This is a genomic window from Variovorax sp. PEI5, from assembly GCF_056679935.1.
On record NZ_CM155257.1, the window covers coordinates 43605 to 65123 of the forward strand.

Here is a 21519-nt window from a genome sequence, read left to right on the forward strand (position 1 = left end):
ACCCGGAGGCGGCTTCGGAGAGTTGGGTGAGTGGTTTAAACCAGCAGTCTTGAAAACTGCCGACGGGCAACCGTCCGTGAGTTCGAATCTCACACTCTCCGCCATCGAACCCGCTCGATGGTCCTGCCCATCCCCTCGTGAATTTCCGATCCGGCGCGTCTCGTCGTCCGGCGGCCCGCGTTTGTCGCGAGGCAGTCCCGCGGGTCCGTTCGCGAGCGAGTGCTCAGAGATCGCGAAAAAGCAGAGTCGTAAGTCGAAAGAGCGCGTCGCGATTTCGACCCGCCTGGGCTGCGTTTACGATCCACGCCTGTCCGCGCTTCCAACCCATCGATAGAAAAAATACAACATGCTGACTGCACTCGCCTACGCCATGATCCTCGTGTTCATGGCGTTGATCATGACCAAGCGCCTCTCGGCGATGGTCGCGCTGATCACGGTTCCCATCGTCTTCGGCCTGATCGCCGGCTTCGGCATGGATCTGGGTCCCATGATGCTCGACGGCATCAAGAAGCTCGCGCCGACCGGCGTGATGCTGATGTTCGCGATCCTGTACTTCGGCATCATGATCGATGCCGGCCTGTTCGATCCGGCGGTGCGCTGGATCCTGAAGCTGGTCGGCCACGATCCCGCCAAGATCGTGATGGGCACCTTCGTGCTCGCCACCTGCGTCTCCCTCGACGGCGACGGTTCCACCACCTACATGATCACCTGCGCCGCCATGCTGCCGCTCTACCGGCGCCTGGGCATCAGCCGGCTGGTGCTGACCTGCGTGGTCATGATGGCCGGCGGCAACATGAACATCCTGCCCTGGGGCGGCCCGACGGCGCGCGCCGCCAGCGCGCTGGGCGTCGACGTCGGCCAGTTGTTCGTGCCGATGATCCTGCCGATGATCGTCACCGGCGCCTGGGGCCTGCTCGTGGCCTTCTGGCTCGGCCGGCGCGAGAAGCGCCGGCTCGGCACGATCGACCTGCCCGGGATGCACGACGCCACGGGCGACGAGGAAATCACTGCTTCCCCGGTGGCGCGGCCCGGCCTGATCTGGGTCAACCTGGCGTTGACGATCGCACTGATGGTGCTGCTGATCATGGGCGTCTTCCCGCTGCAGGTGCTGTTCATGGTGGCCGCCGCGATCGCGCTGATGATCAACTACCCGCGCCTCGAGCAGCAGAAGGAGCGCCTGGAGGCGCACGCGGCCAACATCGTGCCGGTGGTGGCGCTGATCTTCGCGGCCGGCATCTTCGTGGGCATCCTGTCGGGCACCAAGATGGTCGACGCCATCGCCGCCAGCGTGATCGCCGGCCTGCCCAACTGGCTGGAGCCCTACCTGGCCGTGGTGACGGCGGTGCTGAGCGTGCCCTTCACCTTCTTCATTTCCAACGACGCGTTCTATTTCGGCATCCTGCCGATCCTGGCCAAGGCCGGCGCGGTGCATGGCTTCACGGCCGCCGAGATCGGCCGCGCCTCGCTGATCGGCCAGCAGGTGCACCTGCTGAGTCCGCTGGTCGCCTCGACCTACCTGCTGGTGGGCCTGGCCAAGGTGGAGTTCGGCGACCATCAGCGCTTCACGCTGCTGTGGGCCCTGTCCTCGGCCGTGGTCATGCTGGCCACCACGCTGCTGCTGGGCGTGATTCCGCTGGTCCGGTTCGGTTGAGCGGGGGATGCACATGAAGAAGCCGGCGTTTCGAGGAGTCATCGGATCGGGCACGCGGCGTGCCGCGATGCAGGGCCTGCTGGCCCTGGGCGCGAGCCCGTTCGCGGCCGCGCAGAACACCGAGGAACTGCTCGACTTCGCTCCCCGCGCCCGTCCTCCCTCGGGCTCCGCGCCGGCATATGCCGGTGTCGTGCGCGCCGCCGAGGACGAGGGCCGTCTGGTGATCTACTCGACCACCGACGCCAACGTCGTCCAGCCGCTGCTCGACGACTTCCGGCTGCTGTATCCGCGCATCACGGTGGAATACGAGGACCTGACCAGCACCGAACTGCATCATCGCTTCGTGGCCGAGACCCAGTTCGGCCGCGACACCGCCGACGTGCTGTGGAGCTCGGCCATGGACCTGCAGGTCAGCCTGGTCGAGCACGATTACGCCCTGGCGTATGCCTCGCCCGAGGGAGCCGGCCTGCCGGACTGGGCGCGCTGGCGCGACCAGGCCTGGGCCACGACCTTCGAGCCCATCGTGATGGCCTACAACCGGAAGCTGGTGCCCAAGCCGCCCCGCACCCATGCCGAGTTCGCCGAGCTGCTGGAGTGGACCCCGGCGCTCAAGGGCAAGGTGGTCACCTACGACGTCGAGAAGTCCGGCCTCGGTTTCCTGCTGGCGGCGCAGGACGCGCGCGCCACGCCGGCCTTCTGGGACATCGCCCAGGCCCTGGGCCGCGCCGGCGTGCGCTTCGCCTCGACCACGTCGGCCATGCTGGGCCAGGTGGCCAACGGCCGCGCCGCGATCGCCTACAACGTGCTCGGCGCCTATGCGCTGGCGCAGGCGCGCCGCAACCCCGACATCGGTGTGGTCTTTCCCGGCGACTACACGCTGGTGCTGTCCCGGCTGCAGTTGATCGCCCGGCGCTCGCGGCGGCCCAACGCCGCCCGGCTGTGGCTGGACTACACGCTGTCCCGGCGCGGCCAGGAATTGATCGCGCGCCAGGGCATCTTCGCCGTACGCGAGGACGTCAAGGGCGAGTCGACAGCGGCGCAGCTCGCGCGGCAACTGGGCACCACGCAGAAGCCGATCGTGCCCGGCGCGGCATTGACGCAGGATCTGCAGCCCGAGGCCTACCGGGCATTCGTCCTGCGCTGGCGCCGCGCCCTGGGACAGCCGCTGCGCAGCGGCCGCTGAAGGCGCGACGGGAGCGCCGCTCCGGTCGGCCTGGCGCGCTGCCCACCGTTTCAGCCGATGCCGTTCCTATGGCCGGCATACAGCAGGCCTATTCGCTTCCGTCAGGCTTCTGGGACAGAATTTCGATCCCTTTCATCGCACAACGGAGCGCCCCACATGGACAAAGACAAGACCGAAGCGAAGTGCCCCTTCAGCCAAGCTTCAGGCGCCGGCACGAGCAATCGTGACTGGTGGCCCCAGCAATTGCGCCTGGACCTGCTGCACCAGCACTCGTCGAAATCGAACCCGATGGACGAGGACTTCGACTATGCCGAGGCATTCAAGAGCCTCGACCTGGCGGCCGTGAAGGCGGACCTCGCTGCCGTGATGACGAACTCCCAGGACTGGTGGCCGGCCGACTTCGGCCACTATGGTCCGCTGTTCATCCGCATGGCCTGGCACAGCGCCGGCACCTATCGCATCGGCGATGGCCGGGGCGGCGCCGGCCGTGGCCAGCAGCGCTTCGCGCCGCTCAACAGCTGGCCCGACAACGTCAGCCTGGACAAGGCCCGTCGCCTGATCTGGCCGGTCAAGCAGAAGTACGGCAACAAGATCTCCTGGGCCGACCTGATCGTCCTGACGGGCAACGTCGCGCTCGAGACCATGGGCTTCAAGACCTTCGGCTTCGCCGGCGGCCGCGCCGATGTCTGGGAACCGGATCAGGACGTCTACTGGGGCCGCGAGGACAAGTGGCTCGGCGGCGACAAGCGCTATTCGCAGGGCTCGCCGGGTGTCGATGGCCCTGGCGTCATCGACAAGGACGACGACAGCGAAGTGGTCCACAGCCGCGACCTGGAGAACCCGCTGGCGGCGGTGCAGATGGGCCTGATCTATGTCAACCCCGAAGGCCCGGATGGCCGGCCCGACCCGGTGGCCTCGGCGCGCGACATCCGCGACACCTTCGGCCGCATGGCCATGGGCGACGAGGAGACCGTGGCGCTGATCGCCGGCGGCCACACCTTCGGCAAGACCCACGGTGCCGGCCCGTCCGAGAACGTGGCCCACGAGCCCGAAGCCGCCGGCATCGAGGCGCAGGGTTTCGGCTGGCACAACAGCTTCGGCACCGGCAAGGGCGCCGACACCATCACCAGCGGCCTGGAAGTCACCTGGACCACCAAGCCGACGCAGTGGACCAACGAGTATTTCGAGATGCTGTTCGGCCACGAGTGGGAGCTCACCAAGAGCCCGGCCGGCGCGCACCAGTGGGTCGCCAAGGATTCGCAGGAGATCGTCCCGCACGCGCACGATGCGTCCAGGAAGCTGCGGCCCACCATGCTGACTTCCGACATCGCGCTGCGCGCCGATCCGGTCTACGAGAAGATCTCGCGCCGCTTCCTGGAGAACCCCGACCAGTTCGCCGATGCCTTCGCGCGCGCCTGGTTCAAGCTGACGCACCGCGACATGGGTCCGCGCGTGCGCTACCTCGGAGCGGAAGTGCCGGCCGAGGAGCTCATCTGGCAGGACCCGATCCCGGCCGTCGACCACCCGCTGGTCGAGGCGCAGGACGTCAAGGCGCTCAAGGACAAGATCCTGGCATCGGGCCTGAGCGTCCCGGAACTGGTGTCCACCGCCTGGGCCTCGGCCTCCACGTTCCGTGGCTCCGACAAGCGTGGTGGCGCCAATGGCGCGCGCATCCGCCTGGCGCCGCAGAAGGACTGGGCCGTCAACCAGCCCGAGCAGCTGTCGAAGGTGCTGCAGGCGCTCGAAGGCATCCGCAGCGAGTTCAATGGCGCGCAGTCGGGTGGCAAGCAGGTGTCGCTGGCGGATCTGATCGTGCTGGCCGGCAACGTCGGCGTCGAGAAGGCCGCGCGCGACGCCGGCCGCGAGGTCGAGGTGCCCTTCAGCCCCGGTCGCGCCGATGCCTCGCAGGAGCAGACCGATGTCGTGTCCTTCGATCCTCTGGAACCGGCCGCCGATGGCTTCCGCAATTACACCAAGTCGAACTTCAGCGTCCCGGCCGAGGTGCTGCTGGTCGACAAGGCGCAACTGCTGACATTGACGGCGCCCGAGATGACCGTGCTGGTGGGCGGCCTGCGCGTGCTCGGCGCCAACGCGGGCCAGTCGAAGCATGGCGTCCTGACGCAGAAGCCCGGTACGCTGACCAACGATTTCTTCGTCAACCTGCTCGACATGGGCACGGAGTGGAAGGCGATCGCGGGCCAGCACCAGCAGTACGAGGGCCGTGACCGCAAGACCGGCGAAGTCCGCTGGACCGGAACGCGCGCCGATCTGGTGTTCGGCTCGAACGCGGTGCTGCGCGCGGTCGCCGAGGTCTATGCCAGCGCCGATGGCCAGGAGAAGTTCGTCGACGACTTCATCGCCGCCTGGACCAAGGTCATGAACCTGGATCGATTCGACCTCGCCTGAGGCGGATCGACGGGCCGGCCCGGGGCGCCGCCATGGCGCCGCTCAGGCCGGCCCCGTCTGCATGACCGATGCGGCCGGGTCCGCCGGCGCGGTTTGGTCGTGGAACCGGTAGCCGTTCTTGCCATCGCGCTTGGCGGCATACATCGCGGCGTCGGCCGCTTTCATCAGCGCGCCGGCGTCCGCGCATGCCGGGCCATGCACGGCGATGCCGATGCTGGCCGACACGCGGCATTCGCGGCCATCCAGCTGGAATGGCATCGCCGCCGAGAGCAGGATCCCGGCGACCACCTTCTCGACTTCCGGACGCGAGCCGAAGTCCTCCATCAGCGCCACGAATTCGTCGCCACCCAGCCGTGCAGCGGTGTCCGACAGGCGCAGGGCTCCGCCCAGCCGCTGCGCGAATGCCGTCAGCAAGGCATCGCCGACCTCGTGTCCCAGTGAGTCGTTGACGGCCTTGAAGCCATCGAGATCGATGAACAGCACCGCCAGGGAGGTGCCGTGCTGTGCCCGGGCGACGGCATGGCGCAGCAGCTGCATCAGCAGATTGCGATTGGGCAGGCCGGTGAGGACATCGAAATGCGCCATCCGCCGGATCTGGTCCTCGTGGGTCTTGCGGCGGGTGATGTCCATCACCATGCCCTGCAGCATCGGCTCCCGCCCGGGCGCACGCGCGACCGGGCGAGCCAGCGCGTGGATCCATCGCACCGCCCCGGAGGGCAGCAGGATCCGGTATTCGGTGTCGAGCTCCCTGCCTTCGCCGAGCGCCTGGTCGACCAGCGCGGCGTAGCGCTCGCGGTCCTCCTGATGCACCAATGCGCGGAACGCGGCGTGGTCGATCACGCGTTCGGCCGGATCGAGCCCGAAGATGCGATACGTCTCCTGCGACCAGAGGGCTTCGCGATCCGATGGATCGAAGGTCCAGCTGCCGAACTGGGCCAGGCGCTGGGCCTCGGCGAGCGTGCGTTCGCTCTCGGCCACCGCGCGATAGGCCCGGGTCAGGCGTTCGCGCAGCTCGCTCACATAGCCCGCCATCAAGGCGAACCACGGCATGCACAGGCCGAAGACCAGCAGGTGGAGGAGTTCGAGGCGCAGGTCCAGCACGTCGGGACGCAGGAGCTGCAGCAGACCGATGACGCAGGCGTAGCCGGCGACGACTCCCAGGGCATGGATCAGCAGTGTCCGGATCCTCAGGCACAGCGCGCCGAACAGGCTCACCATGACCAGCACGACCAGGAAGACGGCGCGACCCCCATCGGCGGCGAAGGCCGCGCCGAGCACGACGGCCGATGCCGCCGCCATCTGCGCGAGGGTCAGGCTGGCATCCGTGTACCGCAGGCCGAGGCCGATGCGGAACAGCCAGAAGAACAGGAGCAGGAGGGTGAGCGTCGTCGCCAGGATCCATGCCAGCGATTCGCCGCTCAGCAGGCCTAGGAAATACCAGATCACCATCAGCAGGATGCCCAGCAGGCTGGTGAGCACCGCCAGCAGATAGCTCTGCATCCGGATGGCCTGGCGGGAATCGTTCGTGCCGGGGAAGAAGTGCGCGCGCATGATCCGGACCGGAAAAAGTTTGCGCGCACTCTATCGGTCTTTCAGAGGCCGAAACGAGGTGATTTCCTACGCGGTCGCATCGACCGGAGGAACGGGAGGACCCTGTCCTCCCGGGGCAGGGGCCTCAGGCGAGGCGGCCGAACTTGCTCAGTTCGAAGACCGAATTCGGCGCGTTGGGCCGCGTCGGCTTGACCGGCCGGCGCGCCACCAGCTCGGCCTTGCGCGCGGGTTCGCGGTCCAGCGGCGGCACGCCCAGGGCGAGTTGGTCGTCGGCCAGCTTGCGCAGCGTGATCGAATCCAGGAACTCGACCACGTTGCGGTTGAGCGAGTCCCAGAGTTCCGGCGTGGTGCAGCGTTCGGCCTGCGTCGGGGCGGCCTTCTTGCCGCCGGCGACGCGGCGCGTCTCGGGCGGCGGGCCGTTGACGGCGAACAGGATGTCGGCGACCGTGATCTCCTCGCTGCCCCGGCCGAGCGTGTAGCCGCCGCCCGGCCCGCGCGTCGAGGCGACCAGATCGTGACGTCGCAGGTCGGAGAACATCTGCTCCAGGTAGGAGATCGAGATGCTCTGGCGGCGGCTGATCACGCCCAGCGCGATCGGTCCCGCCTTGTGGTGGAGCGCGACATCGATCATCGCGACGACGGCCAGACGGCCCTTGGTGGTGAGTCTCATGGTGTTGTTCTCCGTTCCCCGTGAGGTCGGGTCTGCGTGTGTGGATGGGGGGTCGTGTCGTTACTCGTCGCGGCCGCCACCGATGCCCAGCAGCATCAGGATCGACTGGAAGACGTTGTAGAGGCTCAGGTAGACGCCGAGCGTCGCCGTGATGTAGTTGGTCTCGTGGCCGTCCTGGACGCGCTTGAGGTCATGCAGGATGAAGGCCGAGAAGATGCCGATGGCCAGCACCGACAGCGTGATCATCAGCGCGCTCGACTGGATGAAGAAGTTCGCGATGCCCGCCACCAGCAGCATGATCACGCCGATGAAGAGCCACTTGCCCATCGACGACAGGTCGCGCTTGATGATGGAGGACAGCGACGCCATGCCGAAGAAGATCGCGCCGGTGCCGGCGAAGGCCGTCATCACCAGCCCGGCGCCGTTGGCCATGCCCAGCACGGTGCCGACGAGGCGCGAGAGCATCAGGCCCATGAAGAACGTGAAGGCCAGCAGCACCGGCACGCCGGCGGCCGAGTTCTTGGTCTTCTCGATGGCGAACATGAAGCCGAAGGCGCCGCCCAGGAAGACGATCATTCCGATGCCGGGCGACATGGCGCGCGCGATGCCGGTCTCGATGCCGACCCAGGCGCCCAGCACCGTCGGCAGCATCGACAGGGCGAGCAGCCAATAGGTATTGCGCAGGACCTGGTTGCGTTGCGTGGGGCTGGAAATCGTCCCGGCGTTGCCGTAGACCTGGGTGTTGTCGTTCATGGTGTGTTCCTTGGTAGACCTCTGGATGAAGAAATCGGAATCCGAAAGGGTTGTTGACCCCTTCAATGTAGGGCCTGTGAGCCTTCGATAAAAATCGTATTTTCAGCATCGTTCATCCACTTTTGGTTGAACGAGACCTGCCTTGTAGGAGAAGGCCGATGAATTACAAGCACCTCTATTATTTTTGGGCCGCCGCCAAGGCGGGTGGCGTGGTGCGCGCCGGCGAACAGCTCCACATCACGCCGCAGACCCTCTCGGCGCAGATCAAGCTGCTGGAGGAGGCACTGGGCTGCCACCTCCTGCAGAAGAGTGGACGCGGCGTCGAGCTCACGCCCGACGGTCGCATCGCGCTCGGCTATGCCGACCAGATCTTCACGCTCGGCACCGAGCTCGAAGCCGCGGTCGGCAACCGCAGCACCGGCGCGCAGACGCTGAACTTCCGCGTCGGCATCGCCGATGCCGTGCCCAAGGCCATCGCCTACCGGCTGCTCGAGCCGGCGCTCACCACGCGCGAGGAGGTGCGGCTGATCTGCCACGAGGGCAATTTCCGCGACCTGCTCGCGCAGCTGTCGGTGCATCGGCTGGACCTGGTCATCGCCAACGAGCCGATGGGCCGGCAGACCAGTGTCAAGGCATTCAACCACACGCTCGGCGTCACCGACATGAGTTTCTTCGTCGCGCCCGTGCTGCGCGCGTCGCTGGACGACCGGCCGTTTCCCCATTGCCTCGACGGCGCGCCCATGCTGATCCAGGGCGCGTCGTCGGTGATGCGCCAGCGCCTGGACCTGTGGCTGGCCGAGCACGGCCTGCGGCCCCGGCTGATCGGCGAGTTCGACGACGCCGCGCTGCTCAAGGCCTTCGGCGCCGAAGGGCGCGGTGTCTTCATGTCGCCCAGCGTGCTGGAGGAGGAGACCTGCACGCAGTATGGCGTCGAGGTGCTGGGCCGCGCGTCGGAGCTGGTGGAGGAGTTCTTCGGCGTGTCGGTCGAGCGCCGCGTGCGCCATCCGTGCGTGGTGGCGATCACGCAGGCGGCCCGGGCGCAGTTCAAGAAATAGGCTCAGTCCTGGACCAGGAGGCCGCGTTTCTCGATGAAGGCGACCACGTCGGCCAGGCCGGTCAGGGTCTTGAGGTTGGTCATGACATACGGGCGCTGCTTGCGCATGCGCCGGGTGTCGGCTTCCATCACGTCCAGATTGGCGCCCACGTGGGGGGCGAGGTCGGTCTTGTTGATCACGAAGAGGTCGCTCTTGGTGATGCCGGGGCCGCCCTTGCGCGGGATCTTCTCGCCCGCCGCGACGTCGATCACGTAGATCGTGAGGTCGCTCAGCTCCGGGCTGAAGGTGGCGGCCAGGTTGTCGCCGCCGCTCTCGATGAAGACGATGTCGGCATCGGGGAACTCGCCGAGCATGCGGTCGATGGCCTCGAGGTTGATCGACGCGTCCTCCCGGATGGCGGTGTGCGGGCAGCCGCCGGTCTCCACGCCCATGATGCGCTCGGCCGGCAGCGCGCCCGAGACGGTCAGGAGGCGCTGGTCCTCCTTGGTGTAGATGTCGTTGGTGATGGCGATCAGGTCGTATCGCTCGCGCATCGCCTTGCACAGCATTTCCAGCAGCGTGGTCTTGCCGGAGCCGACCGGGCCGCCGATGCCCACCCGCAGCGGCGGCAGGTGCTTGGTGCGATGGGGAATGTGATGGAGGGCGGAGGCCATGGTCTCGCGGGTCGCTTCCTGAGGGGTCGGGGGGAGGTGGGTGAGGAGTGGGCCGGCAGGTCCGGTCGGCGCGTGACGCCGGGCCGTTCAACTCCGGAACAGGCGGGAATATTGTGTCTCGTGGCGCGCCGAATGCACCGCCAGCATCGGCGTGAAGGCCTGGCGCTCGTCGTCGGCGCATCGCAGGGCGCGCTCGACCGCGGCCGGAATCTCCAGCGCCAGCCGGCCCAGCATGCGCTGTCCCGCGCTCTGGCCCAGGGGCACCGACTTCACGGCCGCGCCGGTCATGTTCTCGGCCCAGCCGAAGGCGAACGCCAGGCAGCCGTCGCGCACGCTGGCCTGGGTCCGGCTGGCGGCGAAGGCGAAGGCCACCGGATAGGTGATGCGGGCGGCGAGGGTGCCGCCGAAGGCCTCGGCGATGTCGTCGTGGCGCAGCCTGAGCCACTCCACCAGGGAGCGGCCCATCTGTTCGGTCTGCAGCAGGAACTCGGCCGATTCGCGCGTCTGCAGCACCCAGTCGTTGAGTCGGCGCACGCGGCTTGCGTCGCCGTCGCGCCAGGCGACGATGGCCTGCGCCACCACGGGCAGGTCGCCACGCGCCAGGCTCAGGTGCAGCTGGTCGGCGATCCAGTCGGAGGCGCGCGCCTCGCCATCCACGCCGCCCCATTCGACGCCGGCCTCCAGGCCTTCCGAGTACGAGAAGCCGCCGATGGGCAGCGCCGGCGAGGCGAGCCAGATCAGCTGCAGCAGGCTGGCGGCGGGCAGGGCCGCCGGCGGCGCGGTGTCGCCGGCCGTGCCGCAGCCGGTACCCGCGCCGCCGGTGTCGCGGTCGTCGTCCTGGAGGCGTTCGGGGCGCGGATCGATCATCGGTTCAATGCGAATGGTCGTGGCCGCAATGGCTGTGATCGTGGTCGTGGCTTGGCGCGCCGCCGTAGGCATCGGGATGCAGCACCGGGCCGACCGGCGCCCGGCCTGTGATGGGCGCATGGGCGTGATCACCATGGTCGTGACCGCCGTGGTCGTGGCCGCCGTGCCCATGCCCGCCCGCGCCGTGCGCGCCATAGGCGCCGTTCTCCGGCTCGAAGGGCTCCTCGGCCTCGCGCACGATCAGGTGCATGGCGCGCAGCATGGCGGCGAGCACGTGGTCGGGCTCGATCTTCAGGTGCGTCGGCGTCAGCTCGATGGGCACGTGGCGGTTGCCGAGGTGGTAGGCCGCGCGCGTCAGGTCGAAGGGCGTGCCGTGCTGCGCGCAAGGCGTGATGACCAGCACCGGCTGCGGCGCGGCGACCACCCTGACCAGCGAGCCGTCCTCGACGACCAGGACGTCGCCGCCCCGCACCGCGGTGCCGCGCGGCAGGAACACCCCGAGGTGCCGGCCCTGCGAATCGGTGGCGTCGAAGCGGCTTTTCTGGCGCACGTCCCAGTCGAGTTCGACGATGGCGGCGCGTTTGAGCAGCACGGGGGCGAGGCCGCCGCCGCGCGGCATGAGTTTGTTGACGTTGAGCATGGCGTCGAGTGTGCCCGGCCGGGGACGCGGGTCCCGGCCAGGGGTCAGAACAGGAAATAGCGTTGCGTCATCGGCAGCGATGCCGCCGGTTCGCAGGTCAGCAGGTGGCCGTCGGCGCGCACGGCATAGGTCTGGGCGTCGATCTCCATGCGCGGCGTGTAGCCGTTGTGGATCATGTGCTGCTTGCGCACGCCACGGATGCCCTTGACCGCGCTCAGGGTCTTGCGCAGCCCGTAGCGCTCGCCGATGCCGGCGGCCAGGCCGGCCTGCGAGACGAAGGTGAGCGAACTGCGCGCGAGCGAGCCGCCATAGGCGCCGAACATCGGCCGGTAGTGCACCGGCTGCGGCGTCGGGATCGAGGCGTTGGGGTCGCCCATCGCCGCCATGGCGATGCTGCCGCCCTTGATGATGGTGAAGGGCTTGACGCCGAAGAAGGCCGGCTTCCAGACCACCAGGTCGGCCCACTTGCCGACCTCCACGCTGCCCACCTCGTGCGCGATGCCGTGCGCGATGGCCGGGTTGATCGTGTACTTGGCGACATAGCGCCTGGCGCGGAAGTTGTCGTGGCGCTCGGAGTCGCCGGGCAGCTTGCCGCGCTGCGCCTTCATCTTGTGGGCGGTCTGCCAGCAGCGCAGCACGACCTCGCCGACGCGGCCCATGGCCTGCGAGTCGGAGCTGAACATGCTGATGGCGCCCAGGTCGTGCAGGATGTCCTCGGCGGCGATGGTCTCCTTGCGGATGCGCGATTCGGCGAACGCCAGGTCCTCGGCGATGCCGGCATCCAGGTGGTGGCACACCATGAGCATGTCGACGTGTTCGTCGAGCGTGTTCACGGTGTAGGGCATGGTCGGGTTGGTCGACGAGGGCAGGAAGTTGTCCTCGCCCACCACGCGCAGGATGTCCGGCGCATGGCCGCCACCGGCGCCCTCGGTGTGGAAGGCGCAGATGCCGCGGCCCTTGACCGCCGCGATGGTGTTCTCGACGAAACCCGACTCGTTGAGCGTGTCGGAGTGGATCGCGACCTGCGTGTCCGTGGCGTCGGCCACGTCCAGGCAGTTGCTGATCGCCGCCGGCGTGGTGCCCCAGTCCTCGTGCAGCTTCAGGCCGATGACGCCGGCATCGATCTGCTCGTGCAGCGCCGCCGGCAGGCTGGCGTTGCCCTTGCCGAGGAAGCCCAGGTTCATCGGAAAGGCATCGGCGGCCTGCAGCATGCGCTCGATGTGCCAGGGGCCGGGCGTGGAGGTGGTGGCGAAGGTGCCGGTGGCCGGCCCGGTGCCGCCACCCAGCATGGTGGTCACGCCCGAGGCCAGCGCCTCCTCGATCTGCTGCGGGCAGATGAAGTGGATGTGGCTGTCGATGCCGCCGGCCGTGACGATGTTGCCCTCGCAGCTGATGACCTCGGTGCCCGGGCCGATGACGATGTCGACGCCCGGCTGCACGTCCGGATTGCCGGCCTTGCCGATCGCCACGATGCGCCCGCCCGACAGGCCGATGTCGGCCTTGACGATGCCCCAGTGGTCGAGGATGAGCGCGTTGGTCATGACCGTGTCGACGGCGCCCTCGGCGCGCGTGCGTTGCGACTGCGCCATGCCGTCGCGGATGGTCTTGCCACCGCCGAACTTCACTTCCTCGCCATAGCCGCCGGCGCGCAGGGTGTAGTCGGCCTCGACCTCGATCACCAGGTCGGTGTCGGCCAGCCGCACCCGGTCGCCCACGGTGGGGCCGAAGATTTCGGCATACGCACGCCGTCCAATCGTCGCCATCTCAGTACTCCCCCAGTCTTCGCGCACTGCGTGTCGCTTCGCCCACCCCCTCGCCGGGGGCAACACCAGCGGCCCGGCAAAGCCGGTTCCGCGGTGTTTCGCGCCAGGACCCGCGCGTCGCATGAGTGTCGAGTCGATTCATCTACAGCTTCCCTTGAACGAGGCCGCGAAAGCCATGGACGATGCGGTCGCCGGCGAAGTCGCACAGCTCGACCGTGCGCTGCTGGCCGGGCTCGAAGCGCACCGCCGTGCCGGAGGCGATATTCAGGCGCATGCCATGCGCGGCGGCGCGGTCGAAGCCGAGCGCGCCGTTGGTCTCGGCGAAGTGGTAGTGCGAGCCGACCTGGATCGGCCGGTCGGCGGTGTTCTGCACCACCACGGTCAGGGTGCGGCGGCCGGGATTGAGCACGTGGTCGCCATCGTCGGTGAGGAGTTCTCCGGGTGTCATGGTGGCGTCTGCCTCATGCGAACGAAGACAGCAGCACGGCGCCGAACAATGCCACGCCGGCGCCGATGGCGCGCGCCAGCCACATGCCACGCTGGCGCAGGGTCCAGCCCAGGCCCATGCCGGCGGCATGCAGCAGCGCCGTGGCCAGCACCATGCCGGCCACCGCCGACATGGCACCGCCCGCATCCGTGAATTCCTGGCCGTGGGCCGCGCCATGGAAGAAGGCGAAGGCGCCCACCAGCGCCGCCGCCAGCGGACCCGGCAGCCGCAGCCGCGTGGCCGCCAGCAGGCCGATGACCAGCAGCGAGGCCGCGATCATCGGCTCGACCGCCGGCACCTGCATCCCCGCCAGCCCGGCCGATGCGCCGGCCAGCAGCAGGGCCGCGAAGCCGAGGGGCGCCCACAGGAGGTCGCGCGCATCGCGCGCCGCCGAGGCGCTCCACAGGCCCACCACCACCATCGCGGCGAGGTGGTCGAGGCCGGTGAAGGGGTGCGCCAGGCCCTGCATGAAGCCGGCGTGGACGTGGGTGGCCGCGCCATCGGCGCCGACATGGGCCGACGCCGCCAGGGGCAGCAGGGCCAGCAAAGGCAGGGCGGTGGCCAGGGAAGAACGAATCCAGCGCATGAGAAGCTCCGCTCGAAAGGTGGAAAGGGACAGGGAGGAGGAAGGCAACGAAGGGGGAGGGGTGTGGCGGGATGCCGCGTCGGCCGTCGCGCCGCCTCAGACGATCGGCTGGTGCACGGTGACCAGCTTGGTGCCGTCGGGGAAGGTGGCCTCGACCTGGATGTCGGGAATCATCTCGGCGATGCCCTCCATGACATCGTCGCGCGTCAGGACCTCCCGGCCCTCGCTCATCAGGGCGGCGACGCTCTTGCCGTCGCGCGCGCCTTCCATGACCGCCGCCGAGATCAGGGCCACGGCCTCCGGGTAGTTGAGCTTCAGGCCACGGGCACGGCGGCGTTCGGCCAGCAGGGCCGCCGTGAAGATCAGCAGCTTGTCTTTTTCGCGGGGAGTGAGTTCCATGGGATCGGCAGCGGGTGGCTGAGGGAAGCAGCCATTATGGGCAGGCCCGCACCGATGCAACAGTCGTGCCGGGTTCGCCGGAAGGCGTATGCCGTCGACCGTCGTCCGCGCCTGCTCAGGCGTCGTAGGTGCTGCCGTCGCGGATGCGGTGGATCTCCTCGATGTCCACCACCCACACCAGGCCGTCGCCGATCTGCCCGGTGCTGCAGGCCTCGACGATGGCCCGTCGGATGGTCGGCACCATGGCGTCGTCGGCCAGCAGGCAGATCATCACCTTGCCGGAGAAGTCGGTCAGCTCCTCGCGCACCGTGCGCGTCTGGAGCGCCGCCGGGGCGGTGAAGCCCTCGGCCTTGAGCAGCGTCACGCCGGGGAAGTTGGGGATGGCGCGCAGCGCGGCACGCAATCGCTCGATGCGGCTGGGCCGCACGATGGCACGGATTTCCTTCATGAGATCTCCTGACGTTCAATCAAAAAAGAGGCGGCGCAGCCAGCCGATCCGCCGGGACACCGCGGAACCGGCTTCGCCGGCCCGCAGGTGTCGCCCCCTTGCAAAGGGGGTTGGCGAAGCGACACGAAGTGCGCGCAGCCTGGGGGATGTCCAAGCTTTATGCTTCGACCGGCTTCTCGTCGAACCAGCGATAGAGGGTCGGCAGCACCACCAGCGTCAGCAGCGTCGACGAGATCAGCCCGCCGATCACCACGATGGCCAGCGGCCGCTGCACCTCCGAGCCCGGTCCGGTCGCGAACAGGAACGGCACCAGGCCCAGCAGCGCCACGGTGGCGGTCATCATGACCGGCCGGAAACGCTGCACGCAGCCCTCGCGCACCGCCTCGGCCACGCCCAGGCCGTCCTCGCGCAGGCGCCGGATGGCGCTCACCAGCACCACGCCGTTGAGCACCGCGATGCCCCACAGCGCGATGAAGCCGACCGAGGCCGGCACGCTCAGGTACTCCCGCGTCACGAACAGCGCGACCAGCCCGCCGATCGAGGCGAAAGGCAGCACCAGGATGATCAGTCCGGCCAGGCGCACCGAGTTGAACAGCATGAACAGCAGGAAGAAGATGGCCGCGATGGTCAGGGGCACGATCACCGAGAGCGTGCTCATGGCGCGCTCCATGTTCTCGAACTGGCCGCCATAGACGAAGTAGTAGCCCTCGGGCACCTTGATCTCCTTGGCGATGCGGTCCTGCACCTCCTGCACGAAGCCGCCCAGGTCGCGGCCCTCGACGTTGGCGCCCACCACCACGCGGCGCTTGCCGGCCTCGCGGCTGATCTGCGCCGGGCCGTCGAGCAGCCGGATCTTGGCCACCGTCGACAGGGTCACCTGCGCGCCGCCGGCCGCCGTCAGCAGCGTGTTGCCGATCGCCTCGGGCGTGGCGCGCTCGTCCTCGGGGAAGCGCACCGCGACCGCGAAGCGCCGCTCGCCCTCGTAGAGCGTGGTCACCTGCTTGCCGCCGATGGCGGTCTCGATGATGTCCTGCACGTCCGACACGTTGATGCCGTAGCGCGCGATCACCGCACGATCGATCTCCACCATCAGCGCCTGCTGGCCGGAGAGCCGCTCGATGCGGATGTCGCGGCTGCCCTGCACGTCCTTGAGCACGCGCGCCACGCCCTCGGAGACCTCCTTGAGCTGGGTCAGGTCGTCGCCGAAGACCTTGATCGCGACCTGCGAGCGCACGCCCGTGACCATCTCGTCGACCCGCTCGGAGATCGGCTGCGACAGCACGATCTGCACGCCCGGGATGCTGGAGAGGCGCTGGCGGATCTCCTCGTCGATCTCGTCCTGCGAGCGGTCGCTCTTCGGATCGAGCAGCACGATCGGGTCGGACTCGTTGGGGCCGGCCGGGTCGGCCGGCGACTCGCCGCGCCCCAGCTTGGAGACCACCGAGCGCACGCCCTCGACCTCGGCGATGCTCTTCATGGCGGCCATCTCCATGCGGATCGACTCGTCCAGCGAGATGCTCGGCACGCGGTTGATCTGCGGCGTCAGGGCGCCCTCGCGCATGGTCGGCATGAAGGACTTGCCCAGCAGCGGGAACAGCGACATCGACAGCAGCAGCAGGCCCACGGCCGCCGCCAGCGTGACGCGGTTGCGACGCGTCGCGGCATCCAGCAGGCGCAGGTAGTGGCGCTTCATGAAGGCGATGACGCGGGTGTCCTCGCCCGAGCCGCCCTTGAGGAAGAACGAGCACAGCACCGGCGACAGCAGCAGCGACACCACCAGCGAGACGAACAGCGAGATGGCGATGGTCATCGCCAGCGGGCCGAACATCTTGCCTTCCTGGCCTTCGAGCGTCATCAGCGGCAGGAACACCAGGATGATGATCAGGATGCCGAAGATGGTGGGCGTGGCCACCTCGGTGGTGGCCTGCAGGATGGTGCGGATGCGCGATCCCTTGCCGGGCTCGGCATGGCCGAGCCGGTGGTAGACGTTCTCCACCACCACCACCGTGGCGTCCACCATCAGGCCGATGGCGATCGCCAGTCCTCCGAGCGACATCAGGTTGGCCGAGATGCCATAGCGGTTCATGACGATGAAGGTCGTCAGCGGCGTGATGATCAGCGTCGCGACCACGATCAGGCTGGAGCGCACGTCGCCCAGGAAGATGAACAGCACGATGACCACCAGCGCGATGCCCTCGAGCAGCACCTTGGCGACCGTCCACAGCGCGGCGTCGACCAGCTCGGTGCGGTCGTAGAAGGGCGTGATCTGCAGGCCGCCGGGCAGCATGCCCTGGGCGTTGATCTCGGCCACCCGGTCCTTGACGCGGCTGACCACCTCCTTGGCGTTGCCGCCGCGCATCATCAGCACGATGCCCGAGACCGACTCGGTGTAGCCGCCCTTGATGATGGCGCCCTGGCGCACCTCGCTGCCGATCTGCACCTCGGCGACGTCGCGCACGAACACCGGCACGCCGGCCTGTTCCTTGAGCACGATGTTGCCGATGTCCTCGAGCTTGCCGATCAGGCCCACGCCCTGGATCAGGTACTGCTCGGTGGCCAGGGGCAGCACGCCGCCGCTGGCGTTGGCGTTGTTCTGCGCGATCGACTGCACGACCTGCTGCACCGTCAGCCCGTAGTGGCGCAGCCGTCCGGGATCGACCAGCGCCTGGTACTGGCGCACATAGCCGCCCTGCGAGTTGATCTCGGCCACGCCGGGGATCGAGCGCAGCATCGGTCGCACCACCCAGTCCTGCACGGTGCGGCGTTCGGCCAGCTCCTCGGGCGTGAGGGCGCGCTGGCCGTCGTCGGGATGGTCGAGCGTGTACTGGTAGACCTCGCCCAGGCCGGTGGAGACCGGCCCCATCACGGGCACGATGCCCGCGGGCATGCGCGGCGTGACCTCGATCAGCCGCTCGGTCACCAGCTGCCGGGCGAAGTAGACATCGGTCGCGTCGGTGAAGACCAGCGTGATGATGGACAGCCCGCTCTTGTTGAGCGAGCGCATCTCCACCAGCCCCGGCAGGCCGGTGACGGCGATCTCCAGCGGCACGGTGACGAAGCGTTCGATCTCCTCGGGCGAGCGGCCCGGGGCCTCGGTGGCGATCTGCACCTGCACGTTGGTGACGTCCGGGAAGGCGTCCACCGACAGCTTGAGCGCGGCACGCACGCCGAAGCCGCACAGCACCAGCGCGAGCACGATCACCACGAGCCGCTGGGTCAGAGTGGCCCGGATCAGGGAAGCGATCATTCGCGCTTACTCCAGTTCGGCGCGCTTGCGCTCGTTGTTGAGGTGGAAGGCGCCGCCGGTCACGACCGGCTTGCCCTCCTCGATGCCCTTGAGCACCGGGCGCATGCCATCGCTCGGCGCGCCGAGCTCGACCGGCACCAGGCGGTAGACGTTGTCGGCGGTGCGGGTGTAGAGGTGGTCGCGGTCGTTGTCGCGCACCACGGCCGCCTCGGGCACCGCCAGCACGCGCTGGGTGCGGCCGGTGATGCGCATGGTCGCCAGCATCTGCGGCTTGAGCGCGCGATGCGGGTTGTCGACCTGGGTGCGGATGGCCACGGTGCGGGTGTCGGCGGCCACGGTGTCGCCGACGTGGACGATCTTGCCGGCGATGAGGTCGTTGCCCAGCGCGGGCACCTCGATCTCCACCGCCTGGCCGGCCTCCACCGTGCGCGCGGCCTGCTCGGGCAGGGCGCCCACGACCCAGACGTTGCGCAGGTCGGCGACCGTGAACAGCGCATCGCCGGGCTGGGCCACCTGGCCCTGGCTCAGCGTGCGTTCGAGCACCACGCCGCTCTGCGTGGCGACGATGGCGGCGGCCGACGCGATGGTGCCCTGGCGCTGCAGCTTCTGCAGCGCGTCGCCGGAGATGCCCATCAGGCGCAGCTGGTCGGTGGCGGCGCGCAGCTCGGCCTGGGCGATGGCCAGTTCGGCCTCGCGGCGTTGCACCTCGGCCGAGCCGATGACATCGGCCTGGATCAGCTGGCGCGCGCGCTCGACGGCGCTGGAGGCCAGCCGCAGGCTGGAATTGGCGCGCATCACGGCGAGCTGGGCGGTGGTCAGTTCGGGACTCGTCACATAGGCCAGCGTCTGGCCCTGGCGCACCGTGTCGCCGACCTCCACCAGCACCTCGGTCACGCGGCCGCTGACGGAGGCGCCGATGCGCGTCACCAGCCGCTCGTTGGCGGCCACGCGGCCGGGCACGCTCTGGGTCGTCGCGAGTTCGGCCATGGCCAGCGGGCGGACCTCGAAGTTGGAGGCCATCTCGGGCTTGATGGTGACCACCATCGGATCGGTCGGCGGCGCCGGCGCCGCCTCGGGCTCGGCGGACTTGCCGCAGCCCTGCAGGATCAGGAGGGACGCCAGGAGAACGGCGCTGGGAAGGAAATTGCGTGTGTGGGGCATGGGGTCCGCCTTCAGGGCTGCAGGGGGGCACCGGCGAAACGGCCGGCGAGGATGTCGATGTCGATGCGCGCGGCCTGCACCTGGAAGCGCGCGGCCAGCAGGTCGGAGCGCACGGTGCGCAGCACGCGCTGGGCGTCCAGCACGTCCAGGATGCCGCGTTCGCCATAGCGGTAGGCGGCCTCGGCCACGCGCACGGCGGCCTCGGCGTCGCGCACGGCGCCGGTGCTCAGCGCCTGCACCTTCAGGGCCGCGATGTCCTGCATCTGCACCGCCTGCAGGATCTGCTGGCGCAGCTCCAGCTGCAGGCCCTCGTAGCGGCCGCGCGCTCGCGTCAGCTCGGAGGAGGCCTCGGCGATCGGGCCGCTGCGCTGGTCGAACAGCGGGATCTGCACGCCCACGCTGACGCGGCCGGTGCGGACCTCGGGATCGCGACCCTGGTCGTAGCGCACCTCTAGCCCGGGCCAGCGGTTGGCGCGGGCGCCGGCGACCAGGGCCTGCGAGCGGTCGATCTCGGCGCGCAGCGCCAGCAGGTCGGGATTGCGCGCCAGGGCGTCCTCCACCAGCAGTTCGCGCGGCGGCAGCGGCGGCACGCCCGCCAGGGTCTCGGTGAGGGTCCAGCGCGCGGGCAGGTGGCCGGCGGCCAGCCGGTTGAGCGTGAAGAGCGACTGCTCGACCATCAGCGCCGAGGTGTCGCGCACCTGGCGGGCATTGATGATCTCGGCCTCGGCCTTGATGAGCTCGTAGCGCGGCGCCTCGCCGCTGGAGACGCGGGCGTTGACGCGCGTCTGCACCTGCTCCAGCAGCGCCAGCGAGTCGGCGGCGGCGGCGGCCTCGGCCTGGCGCAGCAGGTACTCGTAGGCGCGCAGCCGGATCTCCCCGACCAGCGCATTGCGCACCGCGGCGGCCGACTGTCCGGTGCCCTCGACGGCGAAGCGCGCCGCGTCGACGCGGGCGCGGCGCAGCGCCGGGTTCTCGATCAGCTGCGAGACGCCCCAGGTCTGGGTGCTGCCGCTGGCGGTCGTCGGCAGGATGGCGCGCTGGCGCCCGGTGCCGTATTCCAGCCGCGGATTGGGGATCGCGCCGGCCGAGATCACGGCGGCGGCGGCGGTCACCCGCGACTGCTCGGCCGAGAGCAGCGCGGGGTTGTAGGTCAGGATGGTCCGGACCAGTTCGTCCAGGGCGAAGGCCGGGGCCGGCAGGCCGCCGACCCGCGTCGGCGCGACCTCGCCGGTCGCCAGCGAGGGCGAGCGCGAGTCGCCGGTCGGTGCCGGCGCGCCCGCGCGTTCGCCGACCGGCGTCTGCGCCAGCGCGGGGCTGAGCGCCGCGCCGGTCGTGAGGAGGGCGGCCGCCAACGCGCGGCGCGCGGCCTTGTTCAGGGGAAAGTGCATGGTTGTCGCTGCCTTCTTGCGGACAGTGATCGGATGGGAGGGAACGGAGGGCACGCCGGCCGGCCACGGTCGGCGCGAAAAGGGACGGATCGATTCCGGCGCTGCCGGAGACGACCGCGCGCGCGGGGATCAGGCGCGGGTCGGGGGGCGCAGCAGGCGCTCGTGCCGCTCGGGCAGGGCGCCGCTGGCGGGCAGGATGGGGCGGGTGGGGCGCGGCAGGGGCGCGAGGGCGAGCGCGGAGACCGACGGCAGGGTCTCGCCGTGGTCGTCGAGCGAGAAGGCGGCGTCGATCATCGGACTGCAGAGCGGCGCGCTGGCGATGTCGTCCCAGAGCTCCTCGACCACGTCCACGACATCCACGACTTCCGCGAGATCCACGCCGTCGAAGGCCTCGACGCCGGTGACGTCCTGGAGCGCGATCGCCTGCGCCATGCGCTGCGAACCGACGGGCGGCGTGCACGACTTCGTGGCGACCAGACCCATCGTCAGGGACGTCACCAGAAGGAGGAGGAAGCACGCGAATGCGGAACGCATAGGCGAAAGATTGTGCACGACGGAAAAGGGTAAACCCTGGGACGACGACGTCACGTCCTTGTGGAAGGACGGGAAAT

19 protein-coding genes and 1 tRNA gene are annotated in these 21519 nt (G+C 69.2%); 5 read left to right on the top strand and 15 right to left on the bottom strand.

The genetic code is table 11. The annotated features are described in order from the left end of the window. Positions 1–16 precede the first annotated feature (16 nt). The 4 genes from AC1MLT_RS00255 (at position 17) to katG (ending at position 5240) form a co-directional block, all read left to right on the top strand. Positions 17–104: transfer RNA gene (locus tag AC1MLT_RS00255), tRNA-Ser, on the top strand. Between the two features lie 242 nt (positions 105–346). After that, positions 347–1651 carry a CitMHS family transporter gene (locus tag AC1MLT_RS00260; protein ID WP_481033304.1) on the top strand — a complete coding sequence of 435 codons (1305 nt, stop codon included), beginning with the start codon at positions 347–349 and terminating at the stop codon, positions 1649–1651. 7 nt (positions 1652–1658) lie between these two features. Then, positions 1659–2834, top strand: coding sequence for an ABC transporter substrate-binding protein (locus AC1MLT_RS00265; protein ID WP_481033305.1), 1176 nt, complete (start codon positions 1659–1661; stop codon positions 2832–2834). A gap of 156 nt (positions 2835–2990) precedes the next feature. After that, positions 2991–5240 (top strand): catalase/peroxidase HPI, encoded by a 2250-nt coding sequence (gene katG, locus AC1MLT_RS00270; protein WP_481033306.1) that lies wholly within the window; start codon positions 2991–2993, stop codon positions 5238–5240. 42 nt (positions 5241–5282) lie between these two features. Here the strand turns inward: katG and AC1MLT_RS00275 are convergent, their stop codons facing one another. From AC1MLT_RS00275 to AC1MLT_RS00285, 3 genes are all read right to left on the bottom strand, one after another. Then, a complete protein-coding gene (locus tag AC1MLT_RS00275) occupies positions 5283–6791 on the bottom strand; it encodes a diguanylate cyclase domain-containing protein (protein WP_481033307.1) in 1509 nt (502 codons plus the stop codon). A gap of 124 nt (positions 6792–6915) precedes the next feature. Further along, positions 6916–7461 carry an Rrf2 family transcriptional regulator gene (locus AC1MLT_RS00280; RefSeq protein ID WP_481033308.1) on the bottom strand — a complete coding sequence of 182 codons (546 nt, stop codon included), beginning with the start codon at positions 7459–7461 and terminating at the stop codon, positions 6916–6918. Between the two features lie 60 nt (positions 7462–7521). Next, the gene (locus tag AC1MLT_RS00285; protein ID WP_481033309.1) at positions 7522–8214 is read right to left on the bottom strand and encodes a Bax inhibitor-1/YccA family protein; all 693 of its coding nucleotides are present in this window, start codon (positions 8212–8214) and stop codon (positions 7522–7524) included. 158 nt (positions 8215–8372) lie between these two features. Here AC1MLT_RS00285 and nhaR point away from each other — a divergent pair, with 158 nt between their 5' ends. After that, on the top strand, positions 8373–9269 hold the full coding sequence (gene nhaR / locus AC1MLT_RS00290) for a transcriptional activator NhaR (RefSeq protein ID WP_481033310.1): 897 nt from the start codon (positions 8373–8375) through the stop codon (positions 9267–9269). A 2-nt stretch (positions 9270–9271) separates the two neighbouring features. Here nhaR and ureG read toward each other — a convergent pair whose 3' ends face one another. The 12 genes from ureG to AC1MLT_RS00350 all read right to left on the bottom strand — a co-directional run bounded on the left by ureG (position 9272) and on the right by AC1MLT_RS00350 (position 21406). After that, the gene (ureG, locus tag AC1MLT_RS00295) at positions 9272–9922 is read right to left on the bottom strand and encodes an urease accessory protein UreG (protein ID WP_481033311.1); all 651 of its coding nucleotides are present in this window, start codon (positions 9920–9922) and stop codon (positions 9272–9274) included. An 87-nt stretch (positions 9923–10009) separates the two neighbouring features. Further along, complete coding sequence (locus tag AC1MLT_RS00300) at positions 10010–10789, bottom strand: urease accessory protein UreF (RefSeq protein ID WP_481033312.1); 780 nt, start codon at positions 10787–10789, stop codon at positions 10010–10012. A gap of 4 nt (positions 10790–10793) precedes the next feature. Further along, the gene (ureE, locus tag AC1MLT_RS00305) at positions 10794–11429 is read right to left on the bottom strand and encodes an urease accessory protein UreE (RefSeq protein ID WP_481033313.1); all 636 of its coding nucleotides are present in this window, start codon (positions 11427–11429) and stop codon (positions 10794–10796) included. Positions 11430–11473: 44 nt separating this feature from the next. After that, on the bottom strand, positions 11474–13192 hold the full coding sequence (ureC, locus tag AC1MLT_RS00310; protein ID WP_481033314.1) for an urease subunit alpha: 1719 nt from the start codon (positions 13190–13192) through the stop codon (positions 11474–11476). Positions 13193–13334: 142 nt separating this feature from the next. Further along, on the bottom strand, positions 13335–13640 hold the full coding sequence (locus AC1MLT_RS00315) for an urease subunit beta (protein WP_481033315.1): 306 nt from the start codon (positions 13638–13640) through the stop codon (positions 13335–13337). A gap of 13 nt (positions 13641–13653) precedes the next feature. After that, positions 13654–14265 carry a HupE/UreJ family protein gene (locus AC1MLT_RS00320; RefSeq protein ID WP_481033316.1) on the bottom strand — a complete coding sequence of 204 codons (612 nt, stop codon included), beginning with the start codon at positions 14263–14265 and terminating at the stop codon, positions 13654–13656. Positions 14266–14361: 96 nt separating this feature from the next. Next, positions 14362–14664, bottom strand: a complete 303-nt coding sequence (locus AC1MLT_RS00325) for an urease subunit gamma (protein ID WP_481033317.1) — start codon at positions 14662–14664, stop codon at positions 14362–14364. 115 nt (positions 14665–14779) lie between these two features. Next, the gene (locus AC1MLT_RS00330) at positions 14780–15112 is read right to left on the bottom strand and encodes a P-II family nitrogen regulator (protein WP_481033318.1); all 333 of its coding nucleotides are present in this window, start codon (positions 15110–15112) and stop codon (positions 14780–14782) included. Between the two features lie 157 nt (positions 15113–15269). Beyond that, the gene (locus AC1MLT_RS00335; RefSeq protein WP_481033319.1) at positions 15270–18359 is read right to left on the bottom strand and encodes an efflux RND transporter permease subunit; all 3090 of its coding nucleotides are present in this window, start codon (positions 18357–18359) and stop codon (positions 15270–15272) included. A 6-nt stretch (positions 18360–18365) separates the two neighbouring features. Further along, entirely contained in the window at positions 18366–19520 is a 1155-nt protein-coding gene (locus AC1MLT_RS00340) for an efflux RND transporter periplasmic adaptor subunit (protein WP_481033320.1), read from the bottom strand. A gap of 11 nt (positions 19521–19531) precedes the next feature. Continuing rightward, positions 19532–20908 carry a TolC family protein gene (locus AC1MLT_RS00345; protein WP_481033321.1) on the bottom strand — a complete coding sequence of 459 codons (1377 nt, stop codon included), beginning with the start codon at positions 20906–20908 and terminating at the stop codon, positions 19532–19534. A gap of 129 nt (positions 20909–21037) precedes the next feature. Beyond that, a complete protein-coding gene (locus AC1MLT_RS00350; protein ID WP_481033322.1) occupies positions 21038–21406 on the bottom strand; it encodes a hypothetical protein in 369 nt (122 codons plus the stop codon). Between the last annotated feature and the right edge of the window lie 113 nt (positions 21407–21519).